General features: G+C 65.0%; 17 protein-coding genes and 2 pseudogenes. 6 read left to right on the top strand and 13 right to left on the bottom strand.

Annotated features, from left to right (window positions below; genetic code table 11):
- Positions 1 to 316: 316 nt before the first annotated feature.
- From ACQKQA_RS01435 to ACQKQA_RS01390, 10 genes are all read right to left on the bottom strand, one after another.
- Positions 317 to 1,798 (bottom strand): efflux transporter outer membrane subunit, encoded by a 1,482-nt coding sequence (locus tag ACQKQA_RS01435; RefSeq protein ID WP_427552711.1) that lies wholly within the window; start codon positions 1,796 to 1,798, stop codon positions 317 to 319.
- Positions 1,795 to 4,902: an efflux RND transporter permease subunit gene (locus ACQKQA_RS01430; protein ID WP_427552709.1), complete on the bottom strand. Its 3,108-nt coding sequence runs from the start codon at positions 4,900 to 4,902 to the stop codon at positions 1,795 to 1,797. The genes ACQKQA_RS01435 and ACQKQA_RS01430 overlap by 4 nt, the downstream gene beginning before the upstream one ends.
- Positions 4,899 to 8,003 carry an MdtB/MuxB family multidrug efflux RND transporter permease subunit gene (locus ACQKQA_RS01425; protein WP_427552707.1) on the bottom strand — a complete coding sequence of 1,035 codons (3,105 nt, stop codon included), beginning with the start codon at positions 8,001 to 8,003 and terminating at the stop codon, positions 4,899 to 4,901. The genes ACQKQA_RS01430 and ACQKQA_RS01425 overlap by 4 nt, the downstream gene beginning before the upstream one ends.
- Entirely contained in the window at positions 8,000 to 9,316 is a 1,317-nt protein-coding gene (locus ACQKQA_RS01420) for an MdtA/MuxA family multidrug efflux RND transporter periplasmic adaptor subunit (RefSeq protein WP_427552704.1), read from the bottom strand. The genes ACQKQA_RS01425 and ACQKQA_RS01420 overlap by 4 nt, the downstream gene beginning before the upstream one ends.
- Positions 9,317 to 9,491: 175 nt before the next feature.
- Positions 9,492 to 9,992, bottom strand: a complete 501-nt coding sequence (tpx, locus tag ACQKQA_RS01415; protein WP_427552702.1) for a thiol peroxidase — start codon at positions 9,990 to 9,992, stop codon at positions 9,492 to 9,494.
- A gap of 140 nt (positions 9,993 to 10,132) precedes the next feature.
- A complete protein-coding gene (locus ACQKQA_RS01410) occupies positions 10,133 to 10,576 on the bottom strand; it encodes an SRPBCC family protein (protein ID WP_427552700.1) in 444 nt (147 codons plus the stop codon).
- Positions 10,577 to 10,949: 373 nt separating this feature from the next.
- Positions 10,950 to 11,618, bottom strand: coding sequence for a DUF3313 domain-containing protein (locus ACQKQA_RS01405; RefSeq protein WP_427552698.1), 669 nt, complete (start codon positions 11,616 to 11,618; stop codon positions 10,950 to 10,952).
- 150 nt (positions 11,619 to 11,768) lie between these two features.
- Positions 11,769 to 12,737, bottom strand: coding sequence for a hypothetical protein (locus ACQKQA_RS01400; protein ID WP_427552696.1), 969 nt, complete (start codon positions 12,735 to 12,737; stop codon positions 11,769 to 11,771).
- A gap of 226 nt (positions 12,738 to 12,963) precedes the next feature.
- A complete protein-coding gene (locus tag ACQKQA_RS01395; RefSeq protein WP_427552694.1) occupies positions 12,964 to 13,458 on the bottom strand; it encodes a DUF934 domain-containing protein in 495 nt (164 codons plus the stop codon).
- A complete protein-coding gene (locus ACQKQA_RS01390) occupies positions 13,455 to 15,128 on the bottom strand; it encodes a nitrite/sulfite reductase (RefSeq protein ID WP_427552693.1) in 1,674 nt (557 codons plus the stop codon). Before ACQKQA_RS01390 ends, ACQKQA_RS01395 begins: the two co-directional genes overlap by 4 nt.
- 361 nt (positions 15,129 to 15,489) lie before the next feature.
- On the opposite strand from ACQKQA_RS01390, the gene ccoN reads away from it, so the two are divergent.
- The 5 genes and pseudogenes from ccoN to ACQKQA_RS01365 all read left to right on the top strand — a co-directional run bounded on the left by ccoN (position 15,490) and on the right by ACQKQA_RS01365 (position 18,667).
- Positions 15,490 to 16,917: a cytochrome-c oxidase, cbb3-type subunit I gene (ccoN, locus tag ACQKQA_RS01385; RefSeq protein ID WP_427552691.1), complete on the top strand. Its 1,428-nt coding sequence runs from the start codon at positions 15,490 to 15,492 to the stop codon at positions 16,915 to 16,917.
- A gap of 61 nt (positions 16,918 to 16,978) precedes the next feature.
- The gene (locus ACQKQA_RS01380) at positions 16,979 to 17,206 is read left to right on the top strand and encodes a cbb3-type cytochrome c oxidase subunit 3 (protein WP_427552690.1); all 228 of its coding nucleotides are present in this window, start codon (positions 16,979 to 16,981) and stop codon (positions 17,204 to 17,206) included.
- A gap of 105 nt (positions 17,207 to 17,311) precedes the next feature.
- Positions 17,312 to 17,625: pseudogene (locus ACQKQA_RS01375) on the top strand (PAAR domain-containing protein); the annotation flags it as partial.
- 176 nt (positions 17,626 to 17,801) lie between these two features.
- Positions 17,802 to 18,251, top strand: coding sequence for a hypothetical protein (locus ACQKQA_RS01370; RefSeq protein WP_427552915.1), 450 nt, complete (start codon positions 17,802 to 17,804; stop codon positions 18,249 to 18,251).
- Between the two features lie 20 nt (positions 18,252 to 18,271).
- The gene (locus ACQKQA_RS01365) at positions 18,272 to 18,667 is read left to right on the top strand and encodes a hypothetical protein (RefSeq protein WP_427552688.1); all 396 of its coding nucleotides are present in this window, start codon (positions 18,272 to 18,274) and stop codon (positions 18,665 to 18,667) included.
- Positions 18,668 to 18,704: 37 nt separating this feature from the next.
- Here ACQKQA_RS01365 and ACQKQA_RS01360 read toward each other — a convergent pair.
- Positions 18,705 to 19,459: pseudogene (locus ACQKQA_RS01360) on the bottom strand (helix-turn-helix domain-containing protein).
- Between the two features lie 79 nt (positions 19,460 to 19,538).
- On the opposite strand from ACQKQA_RS01360, the gene ACQKQA_RS01355 reads away from it, so the two are divergent.
- Positions 19,539 to 20,252 carry an aspartate/glutamate racemase family protein gene (locus ACQKQA_RS01355; protein ID WP_427552686.1) on the top strand — a complete coding sequence of 238 codons (714 nt, stop codon included), beginning with the start codon at positions 19,539 to 19,541 and terminating at the stop codon, positions 20,250 to 20,252.
- A gap of 168 nt (positions 20,253 to 20,420) precedes the next feature.
- Here the strand turns inward: ACQKQA_RS01355 and ACQKQA_RS01350 are convergent, their stop codons facing one another.
- Together ACQKQA_RS01350 and ACQKQA_RS01345 are read right to left on the bottom strand one after the other, a co-directional pair.
- Complete coding sequence (locus ACQKQA_RS01350) at positions 20,421 to 20,939, bottom strand: GNAT family N-acetyltransferase (RefSeq protein WP_427552684.1); 519 nt, start codon at positions 20,937 to 20,939, stop codon at positions 20,421 to 20,423.
- A gap of 186 nt (positions 20,940 to 21,125) precedes the next feature.
- Complete coding sequence (locus ACQKQA_RS01345; RefSeq protein ID WP_427552682.1) at positions 21,126 to 22,106, bottom strand: LysR family transcriptional regulator; 981 nt, start codon at positions 22,104 to 22,106, stop codon at positions 21,126 to 21,128.
- Positions 22,107 to 22,247: the final 141 nt, after the last annotated feature.

Genomic DNA, 22,247 nt, shown 5'->3' with positions numbered 1-22,247 from the left:
AGAAGGTAAGCAAAAAGCCATCAACCGTACAGAAAGTACTTGGGCGATAAAACAAATCCGTGACACTGGCCTGCGCAGCCCTTCGGGAAGATCGAAGCGGCAGGGTTTGCGGCTGCTGCGCAGCGGTCGTAAACCGGGCAACGCGGAGTTTCAGATAGATCCAGTACGCAGGTTTTGCGAGGACTGCGTCCTCGATCGCAGCCTCGCTGCGCTCGACAGCGGCTACATGAGATCGGAGCCATGCACCCTGTAGCCGCTGTCGAGCCCCGGCGAGGCAGCGGCTACAGGGAACGAGGCGCAGCGGGCGGTGCGCCCACTAAGGCTGGGTGCTGGCCTGGAGTTGGCCGTCCCAACCGCCGCCCAGGGCGGCGATCAGTTGCACGCTGGTGACCAGGCGGCTTTGCAGCAGGGTCAGTACGCTGCGTTCGTTGCTCAAGGCCGTGGCTTGCACCACCACCACGCCCAGGTAGGCCACCAGCCCGGCCTTGTACTGGTTCTCGGTCAGGCGCTGGGACTCGCGCGCCGCGTCCAGGGCCTGCTGGCGCACCGCGGCCTCGTCTTCCAGGACCTTGAGCTGCACCAGGAAGTTCTCCACCTCGCGGAAGCCGTCGAGCACGGTCTGGCGGTACTTGGCCACGGTCTGGTCGTAGACCGCCTCGGTGCGGTCGACTTCCGCCGAACGCTGGCCGCCGTCGAACAGGGTCATGGCCAGTTTCGGCCCCACCGACCAGAAGCGGTTCGGCAGGCTGATCCAATCGGCGTAGGTACTGCTGCTGTAACCCCCTGCCAGGCTCAGGGTCAGGTCCGGGTAATAGGCGGCCTTGGCCACGCCGATATTGGCGTTGGCGGAGATCACCGCGCGCTCGGCCGAGGCGATGTCCGGACGCCGCTCCAGCAACTGCGACGGCAGGCCCAGCGGCACCTGGGGCAAGGCCGGGATGTCCTGGGTCTCGGCCAGGTTGAATTCGGCCGGCGGCAGGCCGATCAGCACGGCGATGGCGTTTTCCAGCTGGGCGCGCTGCCAGATCAGGTCGATCAGGTCGGCCTGGGTGCTTTTCAGCTGGGTCTGCGCCTGGGCGATGGCGTCCCGGCCGGCGACGCCGGCGCGGTACTGGTTCTCGGTCATGGTCAGCGAACGCTGGTAGGCCGCCACCGTGGCTTCGAGCAGGCGTTTCTGCTGGTCCATCACCCGCAGCTGCAGGTAGTTCTGCACCAGCTCCGACTGCTGGCTCAGGCGCATCGCCGCCAGGTCGGCGAAGCTGGCTTCGGCGCTGGCCTCGTTGGCTTCCAGGCCACGGCGCAGCTTGCCCCAGATATCGGCCTCCCAGCTCACCCCGAGCTGGGTGTTATAGGTGTCGCGAATCCCGCTGGAGGAACTGCTCAGGGCCGAACTGCTGCTGCCGGTGCCCTGGCTGGCGCGGGTTTTCCCGGCGCTCAGGTCCACCGTCGGAAACAGCGCGCCGCGGGCGCTGCGCGCCAGGGCCTGGGCCTGGCGGTACTGGGCCTCGGCCTGGGCCACGCTCTGGTTGGCGCTGTTGAGCTTGTCGATCAGTGCATTGAGCTGGCGGTCGCCGTACAGCTCCCACCAGGCGCCACGGGCCAGGGCATCGCTGGGGTTGGCCTGGCGCCAGCCCGCCGCCTCCTTGTAGTGCGCCGGTTCCGCGACTTGCGGGCGCTGGTAGTCCGGGCCGATGGCGCAGGCGCTGAGCAGCATCAGGCTCAAGCCCAGGCTCAGCCGCCGCGAACTGCGGGCCAGGGCCAGACGCTGAGAAAGGAGGGTGAGCGAACGGTCAGTCATAGCGGCGTTTCCAGAGCGGCATCGGTACGGACCCCGCGCCAGCGGTTGAACCTATGGCGCAGGCGATCGAGATAGAGGTAGACCACCGGAGTGGTGTAAAGGGTCAGGATCTGGCTGAAGACCAGGCCGCCGATGATGGTCAGGCCCAGGGGCCGGCGCATTTCCGCGCCTTCGGCGCTGCTCAGCAGCAAGGGCAAGGCGCCGAGGATCGCCGCCAGGGTGGTCATCAGGATCGGCCGCAGGCGCAGCAGGCAGGCGCTGCGGATCGAGTCCAGCGGGTCCAGGCCCTGGTGGCGTTCCAGCTGCAACGCCAGGTCGATCATCAGGATGGCGTTTTTCTTCACCACGCCGATCAGCAGGAACAGCCCCAGCAGTGAGATCAGGCTGAACTCGCCGCCCAGCACGTAGATCGACAGCAAGGCGCCGACCCCGGCCGACGGCAGCGTGGAGAGAATGGTCAGCGGGTGGATGTAGCTTTCATAGAGCACGCCCAGCACCAGGTACACCGCCAGCAGCGCACCGAGAATCATGAACGGTTGGCTCTTCTGGGTCGCGGCGAAGGCGTCGGCGGTGCCGGCCATCTTGACGATCACCTCTTCCGGCATGCCCAGCTTGGCCAGGGCGCGCTCGATGGCCGCCGTGCCCTGCTCCACGGTCACCCCTTCGGCCATGTCGAAGGAAATGCTCTCCGAGGCGAACTGGCCCTCGTGGCTGACCCGGTCGTCCTCCAGGCTGTTCTCGTAATGGGCGATGGTCGACAGCGGCACCCGCGCGCCATCGGCGGTGATCACCTGCACCTGGTTGAGGGTGATCGGGTCCTGGGCGTACTTCGGGTTGACCTCCATCACCACCTGGTACTGGTTGAGGCTGTCGTAGATGGTGGAGATCTGCCGCTGGCTGTAGGCGTTGTTGAGCACCGCGGTGACCATGTTCATGTCGATCCCCAGGCGCTTGGCCTGGTCGCGGTCCACCACCAGGGTCACCTGCTGGGCGCCCCGCCCTTCGCGGGCGTCGATGGCGGTCAGCTCCGGCAAGGTGCGTAGCGCGGCGACCACTTTCGGATACCACTCGCGCAGCGCGCCCAGGTCGCCGCTCTGGATGATGTAGGAATACTGCGAGGTGGTCTGCTCGCGGCCGCCGCCGAACTGCAGGTCCTGGTCGGCCATCAGCATCAGCTGGGCGCCGGGCACCTTGGGCATGTCCTTGCGCAGGCGCTCGATGACCTTCTGCGCGGAAATATTGCGCTCCTTGATCGGTTTCAGCCGCACCAGCATGAAGGCATTGTTGGTGCCGTTGCTGCCGCCGATAAAGCCGGCCACGCTCTCCACCGCCGGGTCCTTGAGCACCTCGCGGCGGAAGATCTCCATCTTCGGCTGCATCACGGTGAACGACAGGCCGTCATCGCCGCGCACGAAGCCTATCAGTTGGCCGGTGTCCTGTTGCGGCATGAAGGTCTTGGGCACCACCACATACAGCGCGACATTGACGCCGATGGTCAGCAGCAGGCTGAACAGGGTCAGGCGCTTGTGGCGCAGCACCCAGTCCAGGCTGCCGGCGTATTTGTCCACCATCCAGTCGTGGGCGCGCTGGCTCCAGCGCTGCAGGGCATTCTCCCGGCCCGGCACATGGGGCTTGAGCCAGCGGGCGCAGAGCATCGGGGTCAGGGTCAGGGACACCAGCAGCGACACCACGATGGCCGCCGCCAGGGTGATGGAAAACTCGCGGAACAGGTTTTCGATGATGCCGCCCATGAACAGGATCGACAGGAACACCGCCACCAGCGAGACGTTCATCGAGAGCAAGGTGAAACCGACTTCCTTGGCCCCCAGGTAGGCTGCCTTCAGCGGCGCCACGCCTTCGTCGATATGCCGGGAGATGTTCTCCAGGACCACGATGGCGTCGTCCACCACCAGCCCGGTGGCGAGGATCAGCGCCATCAGCGACAGGTTGTTCAGGGAAAACCCATAGAGGTACATCACCGCGAAAGTGCCCACCAGCGACACCGGCACCGCCAGGGTCGGGATCAGCGACGCGCGCCAGTTGCCGAGGAACAGGTAGACCACCAGGATCACCAGGGCCACGGCGATCAGCAGGGTCATCTCGGCCTCGTGCAGGGTGGCCTTGATCACCGGCGAGCGGTCCATGGCCAGGTTGAGCTTGACGCTGGCCGGCAGCACCGCCTGCAACGCCGGCAGCTGTGCCTTGATCTCGTTGACCGTCTCGATGATGTTGGCCCCGGCCTGGCGGTTGATCACCAGCAGCACCGCCGCGTCGTCGTTGAAGAAGCCGCTGTTGTAGCGGTCCTCGACGCCGTCGCTGACCTTGGCCACGTCCTTCAGGCGCAGGGCCGCGCCGTCCTTGTAGTGGATGATCAGCGGCTCGTAGTCACGGGCTTTCTCCAGTTGGTCGTTGGCCTGCACCTGCCACAGCTGCTCGGCGTTCTCCACCGAGCCCTTGGGCCGGCGCACGTTGGCTTCGGCGATGGTCTTGCGCACATCGTCCAGGGCCACGCCGTACTGGTTGAGCAACTGCGGTTCCAGCTCGATGCGCACCGCCGGCAGCGAGCTGCCGCCGATCTGCACCTCGCCGACCCCGGGCACCTGGGACAGGCTCTGGGACAGGATGGTCGAAGCCAGGTCGTACAGCTGGCCCTTCTGCAGTACGTCGGAGGTCAGCGACAGCACCATGATCGGCGCCTGGGACGGGTTGACCTTCTTGTAGGTGGGCATGCTGCGCATGCCGCTGGGCAGCAGGTTGCGCGAGGCGTTGATCGCCGCCTGCACTTCCCGCGCCGCGCCGTTGATGTCGCGGTTCAGGTCGAACTGCAGGATGACCCGGGTCGAGCCCTGGCTGGAGCGGCTGCTCATGGTGTTGACCCCGGCGATGGCGCCGAACGAGCGCTCCAGGGGCGTGGCCACGGTCGAGGCCATGACCTCGGGGCTGGCCCCCGGCAGGCTGGCCTGGACCACGATCACCGGGAAATCCATCTGCGGCAGCGGCGCCACCGGCAGCAGGCCGAAGCTGACGCCGCCCAGGAGCATGATCGCCAGGCTCAGCAGCATGGTGGCGACCGGCCGGCGGATAAAGGGTCCGGACAGGTTCATGGCTGTTCTACCGGCTCCGCGCGCTCAGGCGCCGGGCGCCAGCGCCGGCCCAGGCGGTCGAAATACAGGTAGATCACCGGGGTGGTGAACAAGGTCAGGATCTGGCTCAGCGCCAGGCCACCGACCATCACCAGGCCCAGGGGCTGGCGCAGCTCGGCGCCGGAACCGGTGGCCAGCATCAGCGGCACGGCGCCGAACAGCGCGGCCAGGGTGGTCATCAGGATCGGCCGGAAGCGCAGCAGCGCCGCCTGGTAGATCGCCTGCTCCGGGGCCATGCCCTGGTTGCGTTCGGCGTCGAGGGCGAAGTCGATCATCATGATCGCGTTCTTCTTGACGATGCCGATCAGCAGGATGATGCCGATGATCGCGATCATGCCCAGGTCGTTGCCGCTGAGGATCAGCGCCAGCAAGGCCCCCACCGCCGCCGAGGGCAGCGTGGAAAGGATGGTGATCGGGTGGATATAGCTCTCGTAGAGCACCCCGAGCACGATGTACATGGTCACCACCGCCGCCAGGATCAGCAGCAAGGTGCTCGATAGCGAGGCCTGGAACGCCTGGGCCGCGCCCTGGAACTGGGTCTGCACGCCCAAGGGCATGCCGATCTGCTGCTGCACCTGCTCGATGACCTGCACCGCCTCGCCCAGGGCCACGCCGGGCGCCAGGTTGAACGACATCATCACCGCCGGGAACTGGCCGATATGGGCAATGGCCAGTTGCGCCTGGCGCTCCTCGACCCGGGCCAGGCTCGACAGCCGCACCTGGCCGCCGTCGGTGGTCTTCACATGGATCTGCTCCAGCGCCTGCGGGCCGATGGTCTCGCCGGCCTGGGCCTGCAGCACCACGCGGTACTGACTGGCCTGGGTGTAGATGGTGGAGATCTGCCGCTGGCCGAAGGCGTCGTACAGGGCATCGGTGATGTTCGACACCGAGACGCCGACGCGCGATGCGGCATCGCGGTCGATCACCAGGTACACCTGCAGGCCCTTGTCCTGCAGGTCGCTGGCGACGTCGGTCAGCTCCGGCCGATGGGCCAGGGCGTCCACCAGGCGCCCGCTCCACAGAGCCAGCAGGTCGGCGTCCGGCGACGACATGCTGAATTGGTACTGGGTGCGGCTGACCCGGTCTTCGATGGTCAGGTCCTGCACCGGCTGCATGAACAGGCGGATGCCCACCAGTTGATCGACCTGGGGCTGCAGCCGCGCGATGACCTGGGCGGCGCTGATATCCCGCTCCCGGTGCGGCTTGAGGTTGATCAGCAGCCGGCCGCTGTTGAGCGTGGCGTTGTCGCCGTCGACGCCGATATAGGACGACAGGCTTTCCACCGCCGGGTCGGCGAGAATGATTTTCGCCAGTTCCTGCTGGCGCTGGCCCATGGAGGCGAAGGACACCGACTGCGGCGCTTCGGAAATGCCCTGGATCACCCCGGTGTCCTGTACCGGGAAGAAGCCCTTGGGCACTGCCATATACAGGAACACGGTCAGCGCCAGGGTGCCGACAGCCACCAGCAGGGTCAGCGGCTGGTGCTTGAGCACCCACTGCAACTTGCGCCCGTAACTGGCGATCAACCAGTCGATCCAGGCGCCGCTGGCGCGATAGAAACGCCCCTGCTCCGCTTCCTTGGGCTCCGGCTTGAGCAGGCGCGCGCACATCATCGGCGTCAGGGTCAGGGACACCACCAGGGAGATCAGGATCGCCACCGCCAGGGTGATGGCGAACTCGCGGAACAGCCGGCCGACCACGTCGGCCATGAACAGCAGCGGGATCAGCACGGCGATCAGCGACAGGGTCAGGGACACCAGGGTGAAGCCGATCTGCCTGGCGCCCTTGAGCGCAGCCTGCAGCGGGCTGTCGCCCTCCTCGATGAAGCGCGAAATGTTCTCCAGCATGACGATGGCGTCGTCGACCACGAAACCGGTGGCGATGGTCAGGGCCATCAGGGTCAGGTTGTTGACCGAGAACCCCGCCAGGTACATCACGCCGAAGGTGCCGATCAGCGACAGCGGCACGGCGATCGACGGAATCACCGTGGCGCTGGCCCGGCGCAGGAACAGGAAGGTCACCATCACCACCAGGGCGATGGCGATCAGCAGTTCATGCTGCACGTCGGTGACCGAGGCGCGGATGGTCTGGGTGCGGTCGGTGAGCACGGTGACCTCGAGGCCCGCCGGCAGGTTGTCGGTGATGCTCGGCAGCAGCGCCTTGATCCGGTCCACCACCTCGATCACGTTGGCCCCGGGCTGGCGCTGGATATTCAGCAGCACCGCCTGGTTTTCATTGGCCCAGGCCGCCAGGCGTTCGTTCTCGGCGCCGTCGACGATCTGCGCGACGTCTTTCAGGCGCAGCGGCGCACCATTCTTGTAGGCCAGGATCAGTTCGGCGTAATCCTTGGGCGAAGTCAGCTGGTCGTTGGCGTCGAGCATCGACACCCGGGTCGGGCCGTCGAAGTTGCCCTTGGGCTGGTTGACGTTGGAGGCGCTGATCAGGCTGCGCACGTCCGACAGGTTGAGGCCGGCCGCCGCCAGGGCCTCGGGGTTGACCTTGATCCGCACCGCCTGGCGCTGGCCGCCGGCGATGCTGACCATGCCGACGCCGCTGATCTGCGCGATCTTCTGCGCCATGCGGGTATCGACCAGGTCATTGAGCTTGGGCAGCAGCATGGTCTTGGAGGTGATGGCCAGGGTCAGCACCGGGGTGTCCGCCGGGTTGACCTTGTTGTACACCGGCGGCGCCGGCAAATCGGTGGGCAGCAGGTTGGTGGCGGCGTTGATCGCGGCCTGCACCTGTTGCTCGGCGACATCCATATTGATGTCGAGGTTGAAGCGCAGGGTCAGCACCGAGGCGCCGCCGGAGCTGGTCGAGGCCATCTGGGTCAGGCCGGGCATCTGCCCGAACTGGCGCTCCAGGGGCGCGGTCACCGCGCTGGTCATCACGTCGGGGCTGGCGCCGGGGTACAGGGTCATCACCCGGATGGTCGGGTAGTCGACCTGGGGCAGCGCCGAGACCGGCAGCAGGCGATAGGCGATCAGGCCGGCCAGGACAATGGCCAGCATGCTCAGGGTGGTGGCTACCGGGCGGAGGATGAACAGCCGCGAGAGGTTCATGCGCCGACCTTGTGCGCCGGGGCGTCAGTGGCCGGGGTGTTCGCCGAGCTGGCCGGCTGGCCCTGCAGATGCTGGGTCGGCGTGGCCGGCACGTCTTCGGCGCTGTTGACCACTTCCACCGCGCTGCCGTCCTTCAGGCGGTCGGTGCCTTCCAGCACCACCCGGTCGCCGGCTTCCAGGCCGGACTGGATCACGGTGAAATCGCCATTGCTGTCGCCGACCTGCAACTGACGGATCTTGACCTTGTTGTCGCCGTCCAGGGCGTAGACGAAGGTGCCGTTGGTGCCGAACTGGATCGCCGCCGACGGTGCCAGTACCACGTTCTTCTGGGTGTCGGCCAGCAGGCGCACATTGACGAACTGGTTGGGGAACAGCGCCTGGTCGCGGTTGTCGTAGCGCGCCTTGAACTTCAGGGTGCCGGTGGTGGTGTCGATCTGGTTGTCGAGGCTTTGCAGCATGCCACTGGCCTGCAGTTTCTGGTCGCCGCGGTCCCAGGCTTCCACCGGCAACTTGGCGCCGCTGCGATAACGCTCCAGCACCGTGCCCAGGTTGTTCTCCGGCAGGGTGAAGGCCACGCTGATCGGCTGGGTCTGGGTGATGATCGCCAGCGCCGTGGTGTCGTTGGCCGCCACCAGGTTGCCGACGTCCAGCTGGCGCAGGCCCACGCGGCCGGTGATCGGCGCGCGGATCTGGGTGAATTCGAGGTTGAGCTTGGCGTCGTTGACCGCCGCCTGGTTGGTCTTGACCGTGCCCTGGTACTGGCCGACCAGAGCCGCGGCGGTGTCCAGGGTCTGCTTGGCGATGCTGTCCTGGGCGTACAGGCCGCGATAACGCTCATAGTCGACCTGGGCGTTCTTCAGCTGGGCCTGGTTCTGCAGCAGCGTGCCTTCGGCCTGGAGCAAGGCGTTCTGGTAGGGCCGCGGGTCGATTTGCGCCAACAGGTCGCCGGCCTTGACCATCTGCCCTTCCTCGAAGCTCACCTTGACCAGTTCGCCGGCGACCCGGCTGCGCACATTGATGGTGTTCAGCGCGGTGACGGTACCCAGCGCCTTGTAATACAGCGGGAAGTCGCCGCGGGTGGCCGGCGCCACTCGCACCGGGATCGGCCCGCTCGCACCGCCGAACCCCGGACGCATCATCCCGCTGCGCCCGGCACGGCCGGTCGCGGCCTTCTGTTCGGCGGCGTCCTTGTGGCTGCTCGAGGCCGGCCAGAATTTCCAGGCCAGGCCGGCGACGGCCAACAGGACAAGCAGGCCGAACAGCCAGCGACGGGAGTTGCGGGAAACGGAGGATTGCATGGATTGATCAACCATTGGGCGCGAGAGGATCTTTTTCAGAAGGCTGAAAGATAAGCACTGGCCGGTGTTTAGCAAAGCGCCTTTACCGGCAATTTACCTTGAGCTTACGTTCGCAAGTGTCTGCTAAGCCACTGAAGCACAAATAAAAACGGCCTGGACAGGGCCAGGCCGTGAAGAATTGTAAAACCTGTTACTTCAGAACGGCCAACGCCGCGTCGTAGTTCGGCTCTTCGGCGATCTCCTTGACCAGCTCGCTGTGCAGCACGGTGTCGTTTTCATCCAGCACCACCACCGCGCGGGCGGTCAGGCCGGCCAGCGGGCCGTCGGCGATGGCCACGCCGTAGTTCTCGATGAACTCGCGGCCACGCAGGGTCGACAGGTTCTGTACGTTGTCCAGGCCTTCGGCGCCGCAGAAACGGGCCTGGGCGAATGGCAGGTCGGCCGAGATGCACAGCACCACGGTATTGTTCAGGCCGCTGGCCTGGGCGTTGAACTTGCGCACGGAGGTGGCGCAGGTCGGGGTATCGACGCTCGGGAAGATGTTCAGCACTTTGCGCTTGCCGGCAAAGCTGCTCAGGGTGATGTCGGCCAGGCCAGCGCCCACCAGGGAGAACGCTGGCGCCTTGGCGCCGGCTTGGGGCAGTTGGCCGTTGACTTGAACCGGGTTGCCTTTAAGAGTGACTTGAGCCATGAGCGGAATCCTTTTGAACGGTTGTCGTTGAACAGCAGTGAAGAAATTCGAGAGGCCGAAGTTAACCATGAAACGCCTCGGCCACCTATGCCTGGCCTGCAATTTGTCCCATTGCCCTCACCAGGGAACGCACCGCGCCCTCAGCCCAGCAGGCGCAACATGTTGCGGTGCCGGGCGTCGAAAATGCGCGCCATGTAGGCGTCGACCAGGAGCCGCTCCAGCAGTGCGCCGCCCAGGGCCCGGTACGTCACCCGATCGGTATACAGGGTACCCCCGTCGGCCGCCTCGACCCGGTGCTCGTGACGAAAGGCACGCAGCGGCCCCTTGAGCATCTCGTCGATGAAATGCCGGTCGCCGACCTCGCGGATGACCACGGTCCAGGTCGCCGGTATGACGCCCCACATCCAGTGCCGGAAGCGGAACTCGCGCCCGGCGCTGATGCGCAGGTTGTCGAGATCGACCTCTCCCAGGGGAGTGATGGGTTCGGGAAAGATCTTCGGAAAATTCGCGCCTTCCAGGCAGAAATCCAGGACCTGGGCCGGGCTGCGGCCGGCGATGAAAGTCGTGCGTTCAACCACGGGCATGCTGGAAAAACTCCCTGAGAGCACTCAAAAAAATGACAATAAACATGAGAAATATATTTTAAATTATTGTTTTTATTGAGTTTTTTATTCTTGATAAATCACATTAACTTAACCACTAAAAACACATGGAAATAATCACAATTCACATGAAGAAAAATACCAGACCAAAGCTCCGGCGCCACTCACCGCGGGAGCTGGCGATCAGGGCCTGTGCCGGATGCTTGTGCTGAAAACGCCGCCCACCGCCCTCGCCTCGCCCGCAGGACCGGTCCACTTCAAAGGTTCGACAGCAGGTCCGACGAAGGGGTCAGGCGCAAGCCCCTGACCCCGACACGGCTAACCGGAAACGCTCGGAAAGGGTTGTCGAACGCGGTTATTTTTTCATCCGCAGATAGGACTGGTGCAGGTCCGACGCCCAGCCGTCGATGACGTTTTTCACGTCCGAAGGCTGCATGACCTGGGTGTCGTTTTCCAGGGCCTTGCCGCTGCCCTTGCGCACCACCTGGGCGACCACCTTGTTGTTGCCGCCATCGATGAACTGCGCCTCGGTGCCCAGGGTGGTTTCCTGGTCACGAATGCCGCTGGCCGTGCTCACTGCCGCCGCCACCAGGGCGATCGGAATGATTTCGTAGGGTTTCAGGCCTTCGGTCTTGCTGCTCACGGCGGTGATCGCCGCCCGCACCACCAGCACACCCGGCCCCGGAGCGGTGGCCAGCGGCAGGTCCTTGCCGATCTCGCGCTTGAGCGCCTCATCGTAGTAACGGTTGATGCCGTTCAGGGTGTTTTGCGGGATCTTCGCCGTCGGCTGCGGCTTGGGATAGAACTGGGTGGGCTCGATATAGACGCTGCGGTACTGCTTCAGGTCCAGCTTGGGATCGATCCAGCGCATCACCTCGACGCCCGACGGCGACTTGGCTTCCTTGAGCTGGCTGTAGTCGCGAAGAAAACCGGAATACTCCTCCGGCTTGGTGATGTTGCTGGAACAGCCCACCAACCCGAGGGAGACGATACACAGCGCGCCAGCGATTCGTGCAAGCTTCATAAAGTAACTCCTGTCAGAAAAGCCGGACGCAACGCCGGCTTTAGGAGTTGTAGGTATAGCTAAAAGCCGGCCTCTCGGCATAGCAAAACCGCATCGATCGGCGAAGAATCTCAGCGGATCCGCCTCGGCGGCAAAGCCGCCGCCAGCCCGTTACCAGGTGGTTCCCCGCCTTGCTGCGGCCTGGCGCAAGGCGTCGATGCGCATGGCCTTGAGCAGGGACAGGGTGCCGACCAGGATGATCACGGCGCCAAACACGAAGTCGATGCCGTACAGCTGGTAGTCCCGCAGCGGCCCGACCAGAAACACCCGGACCGCCGCCACACCCAGCAAGGTGGCGAGAAAATCGATGGTCGGCTCGTCGCGGTACACCACCAGCAACAGCGGCAGGCACAGCACCAGCAACAACAGCAGCACGATGATCTTGAACGAACCCTTGCGCTCGATACTGAAGGCACACTCGCTGGCACCGTAGGCGGGATAGTCGCCAGGCTGCGCCAGGCTGTTGGACTCGCTGATGTAGTCGACCGGGTTGTACAGCCGGGTCGGGGTGAAGGTGTTGGACAGGTCCAGCTGGGTAGTGACGCGCTTGAACTTCAGGTCGACCTGCTCGTTGCCCTTGAGGATGTACAGCACCGGCTTGTAGCCGTAGCGGTAGACATCGAAGGGAAACCGGGTGGCCTCGCCGTACACCCGGATCGATCGGCTTTCCAGGTCCGCGTAGGCATTCTTGTGGGGCGAACTGAAGTTGCGGTTCAAGGCCTTGACCTTGACCTCCTCGAAGAACAGCGGCGGGACACTGTAGGACGACTGCAGCGGCTCCAGGCGCAATTTCAGCGGGTAACGCCCCAGTTCGTAGCGGTTGTAGGTGCGTTCGGAAACGTTGACCACTCCCGACACAGTGAAGTCGCCCTGGGTGTTGTTGGTGACCCTGAGCAGCAGATGGTCGCGGGCGAAGAAATCCGGCGAACTGCTCGAGGGGCTGCCACAGGTGCCGTAGCTGTCGAAGGTGTCGCCGAGGCGCCCGCTGCGCGCATCCTGATAGAGGTAGAAATAGCCGACCCACAGGGCCAGGATCAGCAACAACGAAAACAACCCGAGTATTTTTTTAGCCAAGCTCACAACCGCGACTCTCTTCCATGGATAACCCTTGCCAGGCACGCCTGCGGCCAAGCGCAGCACGCCACTCCCTGGCGCCTTCGTAAGAAGTGGGACTCTACCAAAGTGCCACCATCGCCCCAAGAACAAATGCCCCTGGTGTCGCAACAAGGGTGGCGGTCAGACGCAGGTGAAGATCGGGCAAAGCGGCGGTGCGCGCGGACCGGGCCCGCCAACACCGCCCTTCCCTTCAGCGCCGCCGGAACAGCGGCCGCGGCTCGATCGCCGAGCGGCCGTAGAGCACGCTCATGCCCGCCAGCCCCTTGAGGGCATCGTCGGCGCATTTGTCTTCGCGGATGGCAAAGCTGTCGAAACCGCACTGGCGCATATGGCTGAGCTGGTCGCGCAGCACGTCGCCCACGGCCCGCAGTTCGCCCATCCAGCCCAGCCGGGTGCGCAGCAGGTAGGCCTGGCTGTAGGCGCGGCCGTCGCGGAAGCTGGGGAAATCCAGGGCGATCAGCGGGATCAGCTTGAGCCAGGGCCGCAGGCTTTCCACTTCGTCGTCCGGGCCGAGCCAGACCCCGTCCCGCGCCGGTTCGTGCTCGATGCGGCGGATCAGCCAGCGGGCCAGGGGCAGCAGCAGCGGCCCCTCAGGCAACTCGCCCTCGACCTCGCGCACCAGGGTCCAGGGATCGTCTTCGACCCGGCCGGCCTGGCCGTCTTGCAAACGCAACAAATTGATCATGGCTGCAACTCCAATACCTTCGGATAGACCCGCTCCTTGAACGGCTCCAGGCCGATGCGCTGTACGGTGTCGACGAACAGCTCTTCACTTTCCCGGTAACGCACGAAGGTGGCGATGATGCGTTCGATCACCTGGGGGATTTCCTCGGCGCTGAACGACGGGCCGATGACCTTGCCCAGCGCGCTGTGCTTGCCCTGGGCGCCGCCGAGGGTGACCTGGTACCACTCGCTGCCGTTCTTGTCGACGCCGAGGATGCCGATGTTGCCGATGTGGTGATGGCCACAGGCGTTCATGCAGCCGGAGATATTCAGGCTGATATCGCCCAGGTCGTGCAGGTAGTCGAGGTCGTCGAAACGTGCCTGGATCGCCTGGGCGATGGGGATCGACTTGGCATTGGCCAGGGCGCAGAAGTCGCCGCCCGGGCAGGCGATGATGTCGGTCAGCAGGCCGACGTTGGCGCTGCCCAGGCCCTGCTCGCCAGCCAATTGCCAGAGCCGGTACAACGTGGATTTGGGCACGTCCGGCAGGACGATGTTCTGTTCGTGGGCGATGCGGATCTCGCCGAAGCCGAAGTCTTCGGACCAGTCGGCCACCGCCGCCATCTGCTGGGTCGTCACGTCACCGGGCGGCGAAGCGGCGCCGGGCTTGGTCGAGAGCACCACGCTGGCGTAGCCCGGCACCTTGTGCGGCTTGACGTTGTGAGTGACCCAGCGGGCGAAGGCCGGGTTCTCGGCCAGACAGCTGCCGTAGTCGAGGTCGGTGGCCGGCTGGCGGGCGTAGAGCGGTGGGACGAAGGCGCTGGCGACCCGCTGGTACTCGGCCTCGGTCAGTTGCGCCGGGCCATCCTTGAGGTGCTGCCACTCCTCCTCCACTTCCTTGGCGAAGGCCTCGATACCCAGGGCCTTGACCAGGATCTTGATCCGCGCCTTGTACTTGTTGTCGCGCCGGCCGTGGCGGTTGTAGACCCGCAGCACCGCCTCGACATAGGACAACAGGTGCTGCCAGGGCAGGCCGTCGCGGATCTGCTGGCTGAGGATCGGCGTGCGTCCCAGGCCGCCGCCGACCATCACCCGCAGCAGCATCTGCCCGCTCCAGTCGCGGTACAGGTACAGGCCGATGTCATGCATCATGATCGCCGCCCGGTCCTCGCGGGCCGAGCAGATGGCGATCTTGAACTTGCGCGGCAGGTAGAGGAATTCCGGGTTGATGGTCGACCACTGGCGCAGGATCTCCGCCAGTGGGCGCGGGTCCATCAGCTCGTCGGCGGCGACCCCGGCGAAGGCTTCGGTGGTGATGTTGCGCACGCAGTTGCCGGAGGTCTGGATCGCATGCATCTCGACCTCGGCCAGGCGTTCGAGGATGTCCGGCACCTGGGCCAGTTCGATCCAGTTGAACTGCATGTTCTGCCGGGTGGTGAAGTGGCCGTAGCCGCGGTCGTAGTCCCGGGCGATGCTCGCCAGGGTGCGCATCTGCCGCGCGCTGAGGGTGCCGTAGGGAATGGCCACCCGCAGCATATAGGCGTGCTTCTGCATATACAGGCCATTCTGCAGCCGCAGCGGCAGGAATTCTTCTTCGCTCAGCTCGCCAGCCATGAAGCGTTCGACCTGATCGCGAAACTGCGCCACCCGCTCGCGGACCAGAGCCTGGTCGTACTCGTCATAGATATACATGTCACGGCCTCATCAGTACTGCCCCGGATAACTGGCCCCACTCCCGTACCCGTCACTCTGTGACCCTGTAGCCGCTGTCGAGCGCCAGCAGCTACAGGGTCACAGAGTGACGGAGGTATAGGGCCAACCAGGTTTTTGGTGTGGCGCTGACTATGCGCTTACGGCTCAGAACGTTACAGATTCAGGTAAAAACTAAAAAACCGTATCAGCAGGTCGCCGGCCTCAACAGACAGGCGGGAAAATCTGATCCGTATTAATGCGTTTTTTCTGAGCCTGTTTTGTTTCGCCGCCGCTTCCTACAGTGCGCGGCATGCCAGGCCGGGTGGCCTGGCAAGCCTTTGCAACCGTGGAAGCATTGACCATGAGCACAGCAACAATGGAACCGGCCTACAACTACAAGGTGGTGCGCCAATTCGTCATCGCCACTGTGGCCTGGGGCGTGATCGGCATGGCCATGGGGGTGTGGATCGCCTCCCAGCTGGTATGGCCGGAAATGAACCTCGACCTGCCCTGGACCAGCTTCGGCCGCCTGCGCCCGCTGCACACCAGCCTGGTGATCTTCGGCTTCGCCGGCAGCGCACAATTCGCCGCCAGTTACTACGCGGTACAGCGCACCTGCCAGGTGCGGCTGTATTCGGACACCCTGGCCGCCTTCACCTTCTGGGGCTGGCAATCGGTGATCGTGATCATGCTGATCACCCTGCCGCTGGGCTACACCACCACCAAGGAATACGCGGAAATCGAATTCTCCGGCGCGGTGTGGATGGCCGTGGTCTGGGTGGCCTACGCCATCGTGTTCTTCACCACCGTGGTGCGGCGCAAGCCCAAGCACATCTACGTCGGCAACTGGTTCTTCGGCGCCTTCATCCTGGTGATCGCCATGCTGCACGTGGTCAATCACCTGTCGATCCCGGTGGGCTGGTTCAAGTCCTACCCGGTGTATTCCGGCGCCACCGACGCCATGGTCCAGTGGTGGTACGGCCACAACGCCGTGGGCTTCTTCCTCACCACCGGTTTCCTGGGGATGATGTATTACTTCGTGCCCAAGCAGGTCGGGCGCCCGGTGTATTCCTATCGCCTGTCCATCGTCCACTTCTGGGCACTGATCACCCTGTACATCTGGGCCGGTCCGCACCACCTGCACTACACCGCGCTGCCGGACTGGGCGCAGTCCCTGGGGATGGCCATGTCGCTGATCCTGCTGGCGCCGAGCTGGGGCGGCATGATCAACGGCATGATGACCCTGTCGGGGGCCTGGCATAAGTTGCGCAACGACCCGATCCTGCGCTTCCTGGTGCTGTCCCTGGCCTTCTACGGCATGTCGACCTTCGAGGGGCCGATGATGGCGATCAAGACGGTCAACGCCCTGTCCCACTACACCGACTGGACCATCGGCCACGTGCACGCCGGTGCCCTGGGCTGGGTGGCGATGATCACCTTCGGCGCCATCTATCACATGGTGCCCAAGGTCTTCGGCCGCGAGCAGATGTACAGCGTGCCGCTGATCAACCTGCACTTCTGGCTGGCCACCATCGGCACCGTGCTCTACATCGCCTCGATGTGGGTCAACGGCATCACCCAGGGCCTGATGTGGCGGGCGGTCAACGACGACGGCACCCTCACCTACTCCTTCGTCGAGGCCCTGCAGGCCAGCCACCCGGGCTTTATCGTGCGCTTCGCCGGCGGTGTGTTCTTCCTCAGCGGCATGCTGCTGATGGCCTACAACACCTGGCGCACCGTGCGCGTGGCCGACCCGCGCCTGGCCGTGAGCGACGCCCAGATCGCCTGATCGCCCAGGCCTACGACGCGGGCCGGCTGCGGCCCGCGTCCCTTATCCCAGGAATGCCCAGATGATCGACCTCATGCTTGACCTGCTCGGCGTGACCTTTCTCTACCTCAGCATCGGCTACTGCCTGCGCCATCAATCCGCCAAGAGCCTCGACGACGCCAGCCTGATCCCCTTCGCCGACGACCCGGATGTGGCGCACCGGGTGGAACTGGCCACCGGCAAGAAAATCAATGCCGTGGCGCCTGAACCGCAAGAAGCCAGGCCTGGCTGGGGCAACCTGGAGGTTTGACCCCGCCTTCGCGCATGACCGCCACCGCGCTGCTGGGCGCTCGATTGGCCAACGTCCGGTGTTTCGCTTAGGATTCGCCGCTGAATAAACACGGACGTTTCGAAAATGAGCGGAAAACCAGCAGCCCGGGTGACCGACCCGACGGCCTCCCTATGCCGGGCCATGGCACCAATCCCATCGTCAGCGGCTCCCCCGATGTCTTGTTCAACGGCCTGGCTGCAGCCCGGCAAAATGATCAAAGCGCCTGCGGTGCGGCGATTGTCGGCGGGGTGTCGGCAACGGTCTTCATCAATGGACGCAATGCCGCGGTACAGAGCAGTAGCGGTGACCACGGCAACATTATCGTCAGTGGCTCGAGCAGTGTGATCATTGGCGATACCGTTACCCCGGCGCCGATCAGCGCGGTGTCGGCGATGCCCAATCCGGCGGCGGTCGTGGCAGCCCTGCGGCCTGCCGCCACCCCAGCCCCACAGGCCGCAGCACTGGCTAGCTCGCCAGCTCCAGCCATAGCGGCACTGACTTCGCGCCTACCGGCAGCCGTCGGTAATCCGTTGGCGGCAGCATCTGGGCTATCGACTGGATCACGCTCGCCAGCTTGCGCGACAGTGAAAACCTGCTGTTCGCCTATGACGAACCGGATGACATGTTCTCCGGGATCACCCTCCCCGCCGGGCTCAGAAAGTGGTTCAAGCAAGCGGGGGCCGAGGTCCTTTTCGACAACACCCAGTTCTCGTCCCCTATCAACCAGAAGCAGTTGGTCGAACTGTTCCAGTACATCCGTCCCGGTACTCATGTCGCGACCCTTATCGGTGCGGGAATGCTGGCAGCCAATGCCGGGCAGATGAAAAACCACTGGGTGACCTGGGAGCAACCGGCAACAACCTTATCCGGCCCCATCACCCCAAGCACGCCACCGAGTGACGCCATCAGTTCCTCGATGATCTTTTCCTGGGGTGAGTTGTTGCATCAGATCCCTACGGGATCAACCCTGCAGACCATTCTCAAGTACCTGTACGGCGGACTGGTGTTCAGCAAGATCCCTTGAACAGCTCTCAGGAAACTCCCATGAAGTGCACACTGATTTCCGCTCTGGCTCTTTCACTCATGCTCAGCGGATGTGGGCTGGGATTTGTTCCCGGCTGTTATACCCGCCCAGACCTCGTGATGCAGCCAGAAGCCTTGCCAAGCGCCGTCGTCGGCCAGCCGTTCAGAGTCAAACTGAAGGTGGTGGGCGCCGATACGCCGCTGACCGGTTTTTATATCCACCCCGATCACCCGTTGCCCGATGGGCTGGAGCTGAGTTACCAGAAAAGAGCCGATTACGCGCTGATCACCGGCAAACCGCTGACGCCAGGCACCTATACCTTCAACGCGTATGCCAGTAGCTACGGCACCCAATGCCCTGGGCAGAAAGCGCAGAGAACCTATCGACTCAAGGTGCTGGAAGCGGCGCAACCTTGATCCGAGCGCCTCGTCCACGCTCACGGGCCGATGGCAACTAGAAACGCCCGCGATATTGGCTGGGCGTCAGGCCGAGGCATTTGCGAAAGGCGCTGCCCATATGGGACTGGTGGGCGAAGCCGGTTTCCAGGGCGATGGCGGCCAGCGGCAGGTCGCTGCGTTCGATCAGCCGGCGCGCCGCCTGGACCCGAACCTCGACCAGCCAGGCATGGGGCGTCATGCCGATGGCGCGGCTGAAGTCGCGCAGGAAACGCAGCTCCGTGCACCCGCAACAGGCCGCCAGGTCACGCAGCGACAGGGGCTCGGCGTACTGCTCATCGATCAGCTTCAGGACCCGACCGAACGTTGCGCGCCCAGGTGCCTGGCGGGGCGTTTCGCCAGCAGCCAGCGCCGCGAACTGCAAGGTGCATTCCTCCAGCGCCAGCGAATCGCCTACCGGCGCCAGCAACAGCCGCCGGGCCTGGCCAGGGCACGGGCATGCCCGGGCACCTGCCGACGCGCCCCGGCGGCGCGCGATTGTGGTTCTGCCAACCAGCGCAACAGCAGGTATTCGCCACCTTGCGGCGACTCGGAAAACACCTCGACCCCGGCCGGGGTCAGGGCCAGGGTTCCCGGCCAGCTGTCGAAATCCTCGCGCCGGTCGCTGCCGATGGCGTGCACGCCCCACTGGCGCTCCAGGGTCACGCCGAGGCTTTGCCACTGCAACGGATCGCGGGCGCTGTAGGCCGCCCGCGGCAGCAATTGCAGCTCGAGGGTCGCGCCCAGCAGTTGGCGGCTCAGCGGGTTGGCCATGTGAAATTTCCTGATAGATCGCGGGGCGGCGCCACGGGACACTCTCGACATTCGGATCGGTCAGCAACAGGAGTCAGATATGCGCACCATCGGCCTTATCGGCGGCATGAGCTGGGAGTCCAGCGCCGAGTATTATCGCCTGATCAACCAGCAGGTCCGGGACCGTCTCGGGCCGCTACGCTCGGCGCGGCTGCTAATGTACAGCGTCGACTTCGGGCCTGTCGAACAGGCCCAGCATGCCGGGCGCTGGGACCTCGCGGCGGAGATCCTGGTGGATGCGGCGCAGCGCCTGGAAGCCGGTGGCGCCGAATGCGTGGTGCTCTGTACCAACACCATGCACAAGGTCGCCGCGGAGATTCAGGCCGTGCTGTCGGTGCCCTTCCTGCACATCGCCGACCCCACCGCCGAGGCCGCGCTGCAAGCCGATGTCCTGACGGTGGGCCTGCTGGGCACGGCCTTCACCATGGAGCAGGACTTCCTCAAGCAACGTCTGGTCGATCGCGGCCTCAGGGTGCTGGTGCCCGACGCCACGGAGCGCCAGGCCGTGCACCGGATCATCTATGACGAGCTGTGCGTGGGGGTGATCAGCGACGCCTCGCGCCAGCGTTACCAGCAGGTGATCCAGGGCCTGATGGCCCGCGGCGCCCAGGCCATCATCCTCGGCTGCACCGAGATCGGCCTGCTGCTCAAACCCGAACACAGCCCCCTGCCCCTGCTGGACACCACCGAGCTGCATGCCCAGGCGGCGGTGGCCTTTGCCCTGGAGGGCGAACAAAAGCGGCCTAGAGGTTGACCCCGGCCTATCGGCCAACGCAAACCCCGTAGCCGCTGCCAAGCGCCAGCGAGGCTGCGATCGCCCGGAACGGGCGCGGCGCTCTCATGGACGTCGGAGGTCCTTCGGACCTATCGCAGCCTCGCCAGGGCTCGGCAGCGGCTACAGGTCAGTGCAGTCAGGTGCGGGTCAGGGGCGCGGCATCTGGCGCAGGCGCGCCATGCTCACGACGTCGACGTATTGGCCGTCGCGCACCGCGTAGTCGCGCAGCAGGCCTTCGCGCTCGAAGCCGAATTTGCGGTACAGGCCCAGGGCAGCCTCGTTGTCGGCGAACACCGTCAATTCCACCCGTTGCAGGTTCATCCAGTTATCCCCCACCTCCAGCACCGCCGCCAACAGCCGGCTGCCGACGCCCTGGCCCTGCCACTCCAGCGCCACGCCCATGCCGACGCTGCCGCAGTGGGCGCGGCGGATGCGCGAGTACTGCTCGATGCTGCAACTGCCGACCACCGCGCCCTGGTGGAGCGCCACCAGCGCCACCAGTCGTTCGTTGTTCGGCGCCAGGCGATTGCGCCAGACCTGCGCAGACTGAAACGGCATCTGCAACATCTGACGGGCGACCGCGGGGTCGTTGTACAGCGCGGTGATGCCCTCCACATGGGCTTCGCTGAAACGTTCGATGACGATGGCTGGGTTTGCGACGGGCATAAGTCTTCCTTGGTTATGCGATACGGCCATCGAGTGTAGAACGCCAGCGATGCAGCTGGCGAGAGAATGAACAGGCCTGTTCCGGCATGACCATTCTCCTGCGTGCCGCCAGGGGCGCCTGCATCGCCCTCGGCTATTTTCGCGAGCAAGCTTCGCACCTACAGAAGAACCGGAACCCACGGGCGGCTATTGGAAAAACCATTCGCCGCGTTCGTCGAAGGTGTTGATGATCAGCTCCACCAGCATCCGCACCTCGTCGACCGGTTCCGCCTCGGCACTCACCGCCATCCACACCTGGCGCTGCATGGCCTCGCCGAACAGCCCGGGCAAGGCCGTCAGGCCGCGGTCGAAGCGGCTCATGTAATGGGGCAGCAGGCCGATGCAGGCGCTGCAGCGGATCATCTCCAGCATCAGCTCGTAGGAATGCACCTGCACCACGCCGGCCAGGCGCTGCTCCACCAACTGATTCCAGGGCCGCAGTGGCTCGACCTGGCGGTCCTGCTGCCACTGCACCAGCATGTAGTCGGCCAGGTCGTCGAGGCTGTCGGGGCGCGCCGCCACCCGCGAATAACGCTTGGCGATATGCGGCAGATAGTGCAGGCGCACCAGCGGCCGCGGCGGGCTGGTGGGGAAGCTCGGCCCCGGCGCGGGCGAATCCACCCCGCCCAGCCAGACCACCACATCGGCGCTCAGGGCCCGCAACGACAGCTCGCTGTCGATGGAGATGATCTCCAGGCGCACACTGGCGTTGCGCCGCAGCAGGGCAATCAGGTCGCGGCCGAGGATGTCGTGCAGGATCGACTCGGCCACCGCCAGGCGGATCAGCGGCTGTTCGAGCACCGGCAGCGAACGCTCGTGGGCCAGGGCGATCAGCTGTGCCTTGAGCTGCTGACCTTCGCGGGTGAGGCTCAGGAGGCTGCCCTGGAAGCTGAACAACGAACGGCGCAGTTGCGCCTCCAGTTGCGCCAGCTGTTTGCGCAGCAGCGTCGCCTTGATGTTCAGGCTGCGCGCCGCCTGCATGAAACAGCCGCAACGGGCGGTGACCAGGAAATACTGGGCCAGCTCCGGCTCGATCCCGGCGGCCAGGGCCAGCCAGGCCTCCCGCGGCTCCGCGGGGGCGACATAAGGGGTAATGCCCGAGGTGGGGGCGGGTTCCAGAAAGGACATGGGTGACTCCCTGTCAGGTGGTTGATTGCATCCATTGCATGTTGTTTCAAGCAGCGCGGTCCCCTGTAGGAGCGGCCGGTCGACGCTCGATTGCCCGCGATGAACGCGAGGGCAACGCGCTCGTTCAGGCAGTACGCGTCA

The organism is Pseudomonas sp. NPDC089530 (genome assembly GCF_050280705.1).
Lineage (GTDB): Bacteria > Pseudomonadota > Gammaproteobacteria > Pseudomonadales > Pseudomonadaceae > Aquipseudomonas.
Note: the sequence above shows the minus strand (reverse complement) of the source record. Positions and strands in the feature narration are given on the sequence as shown.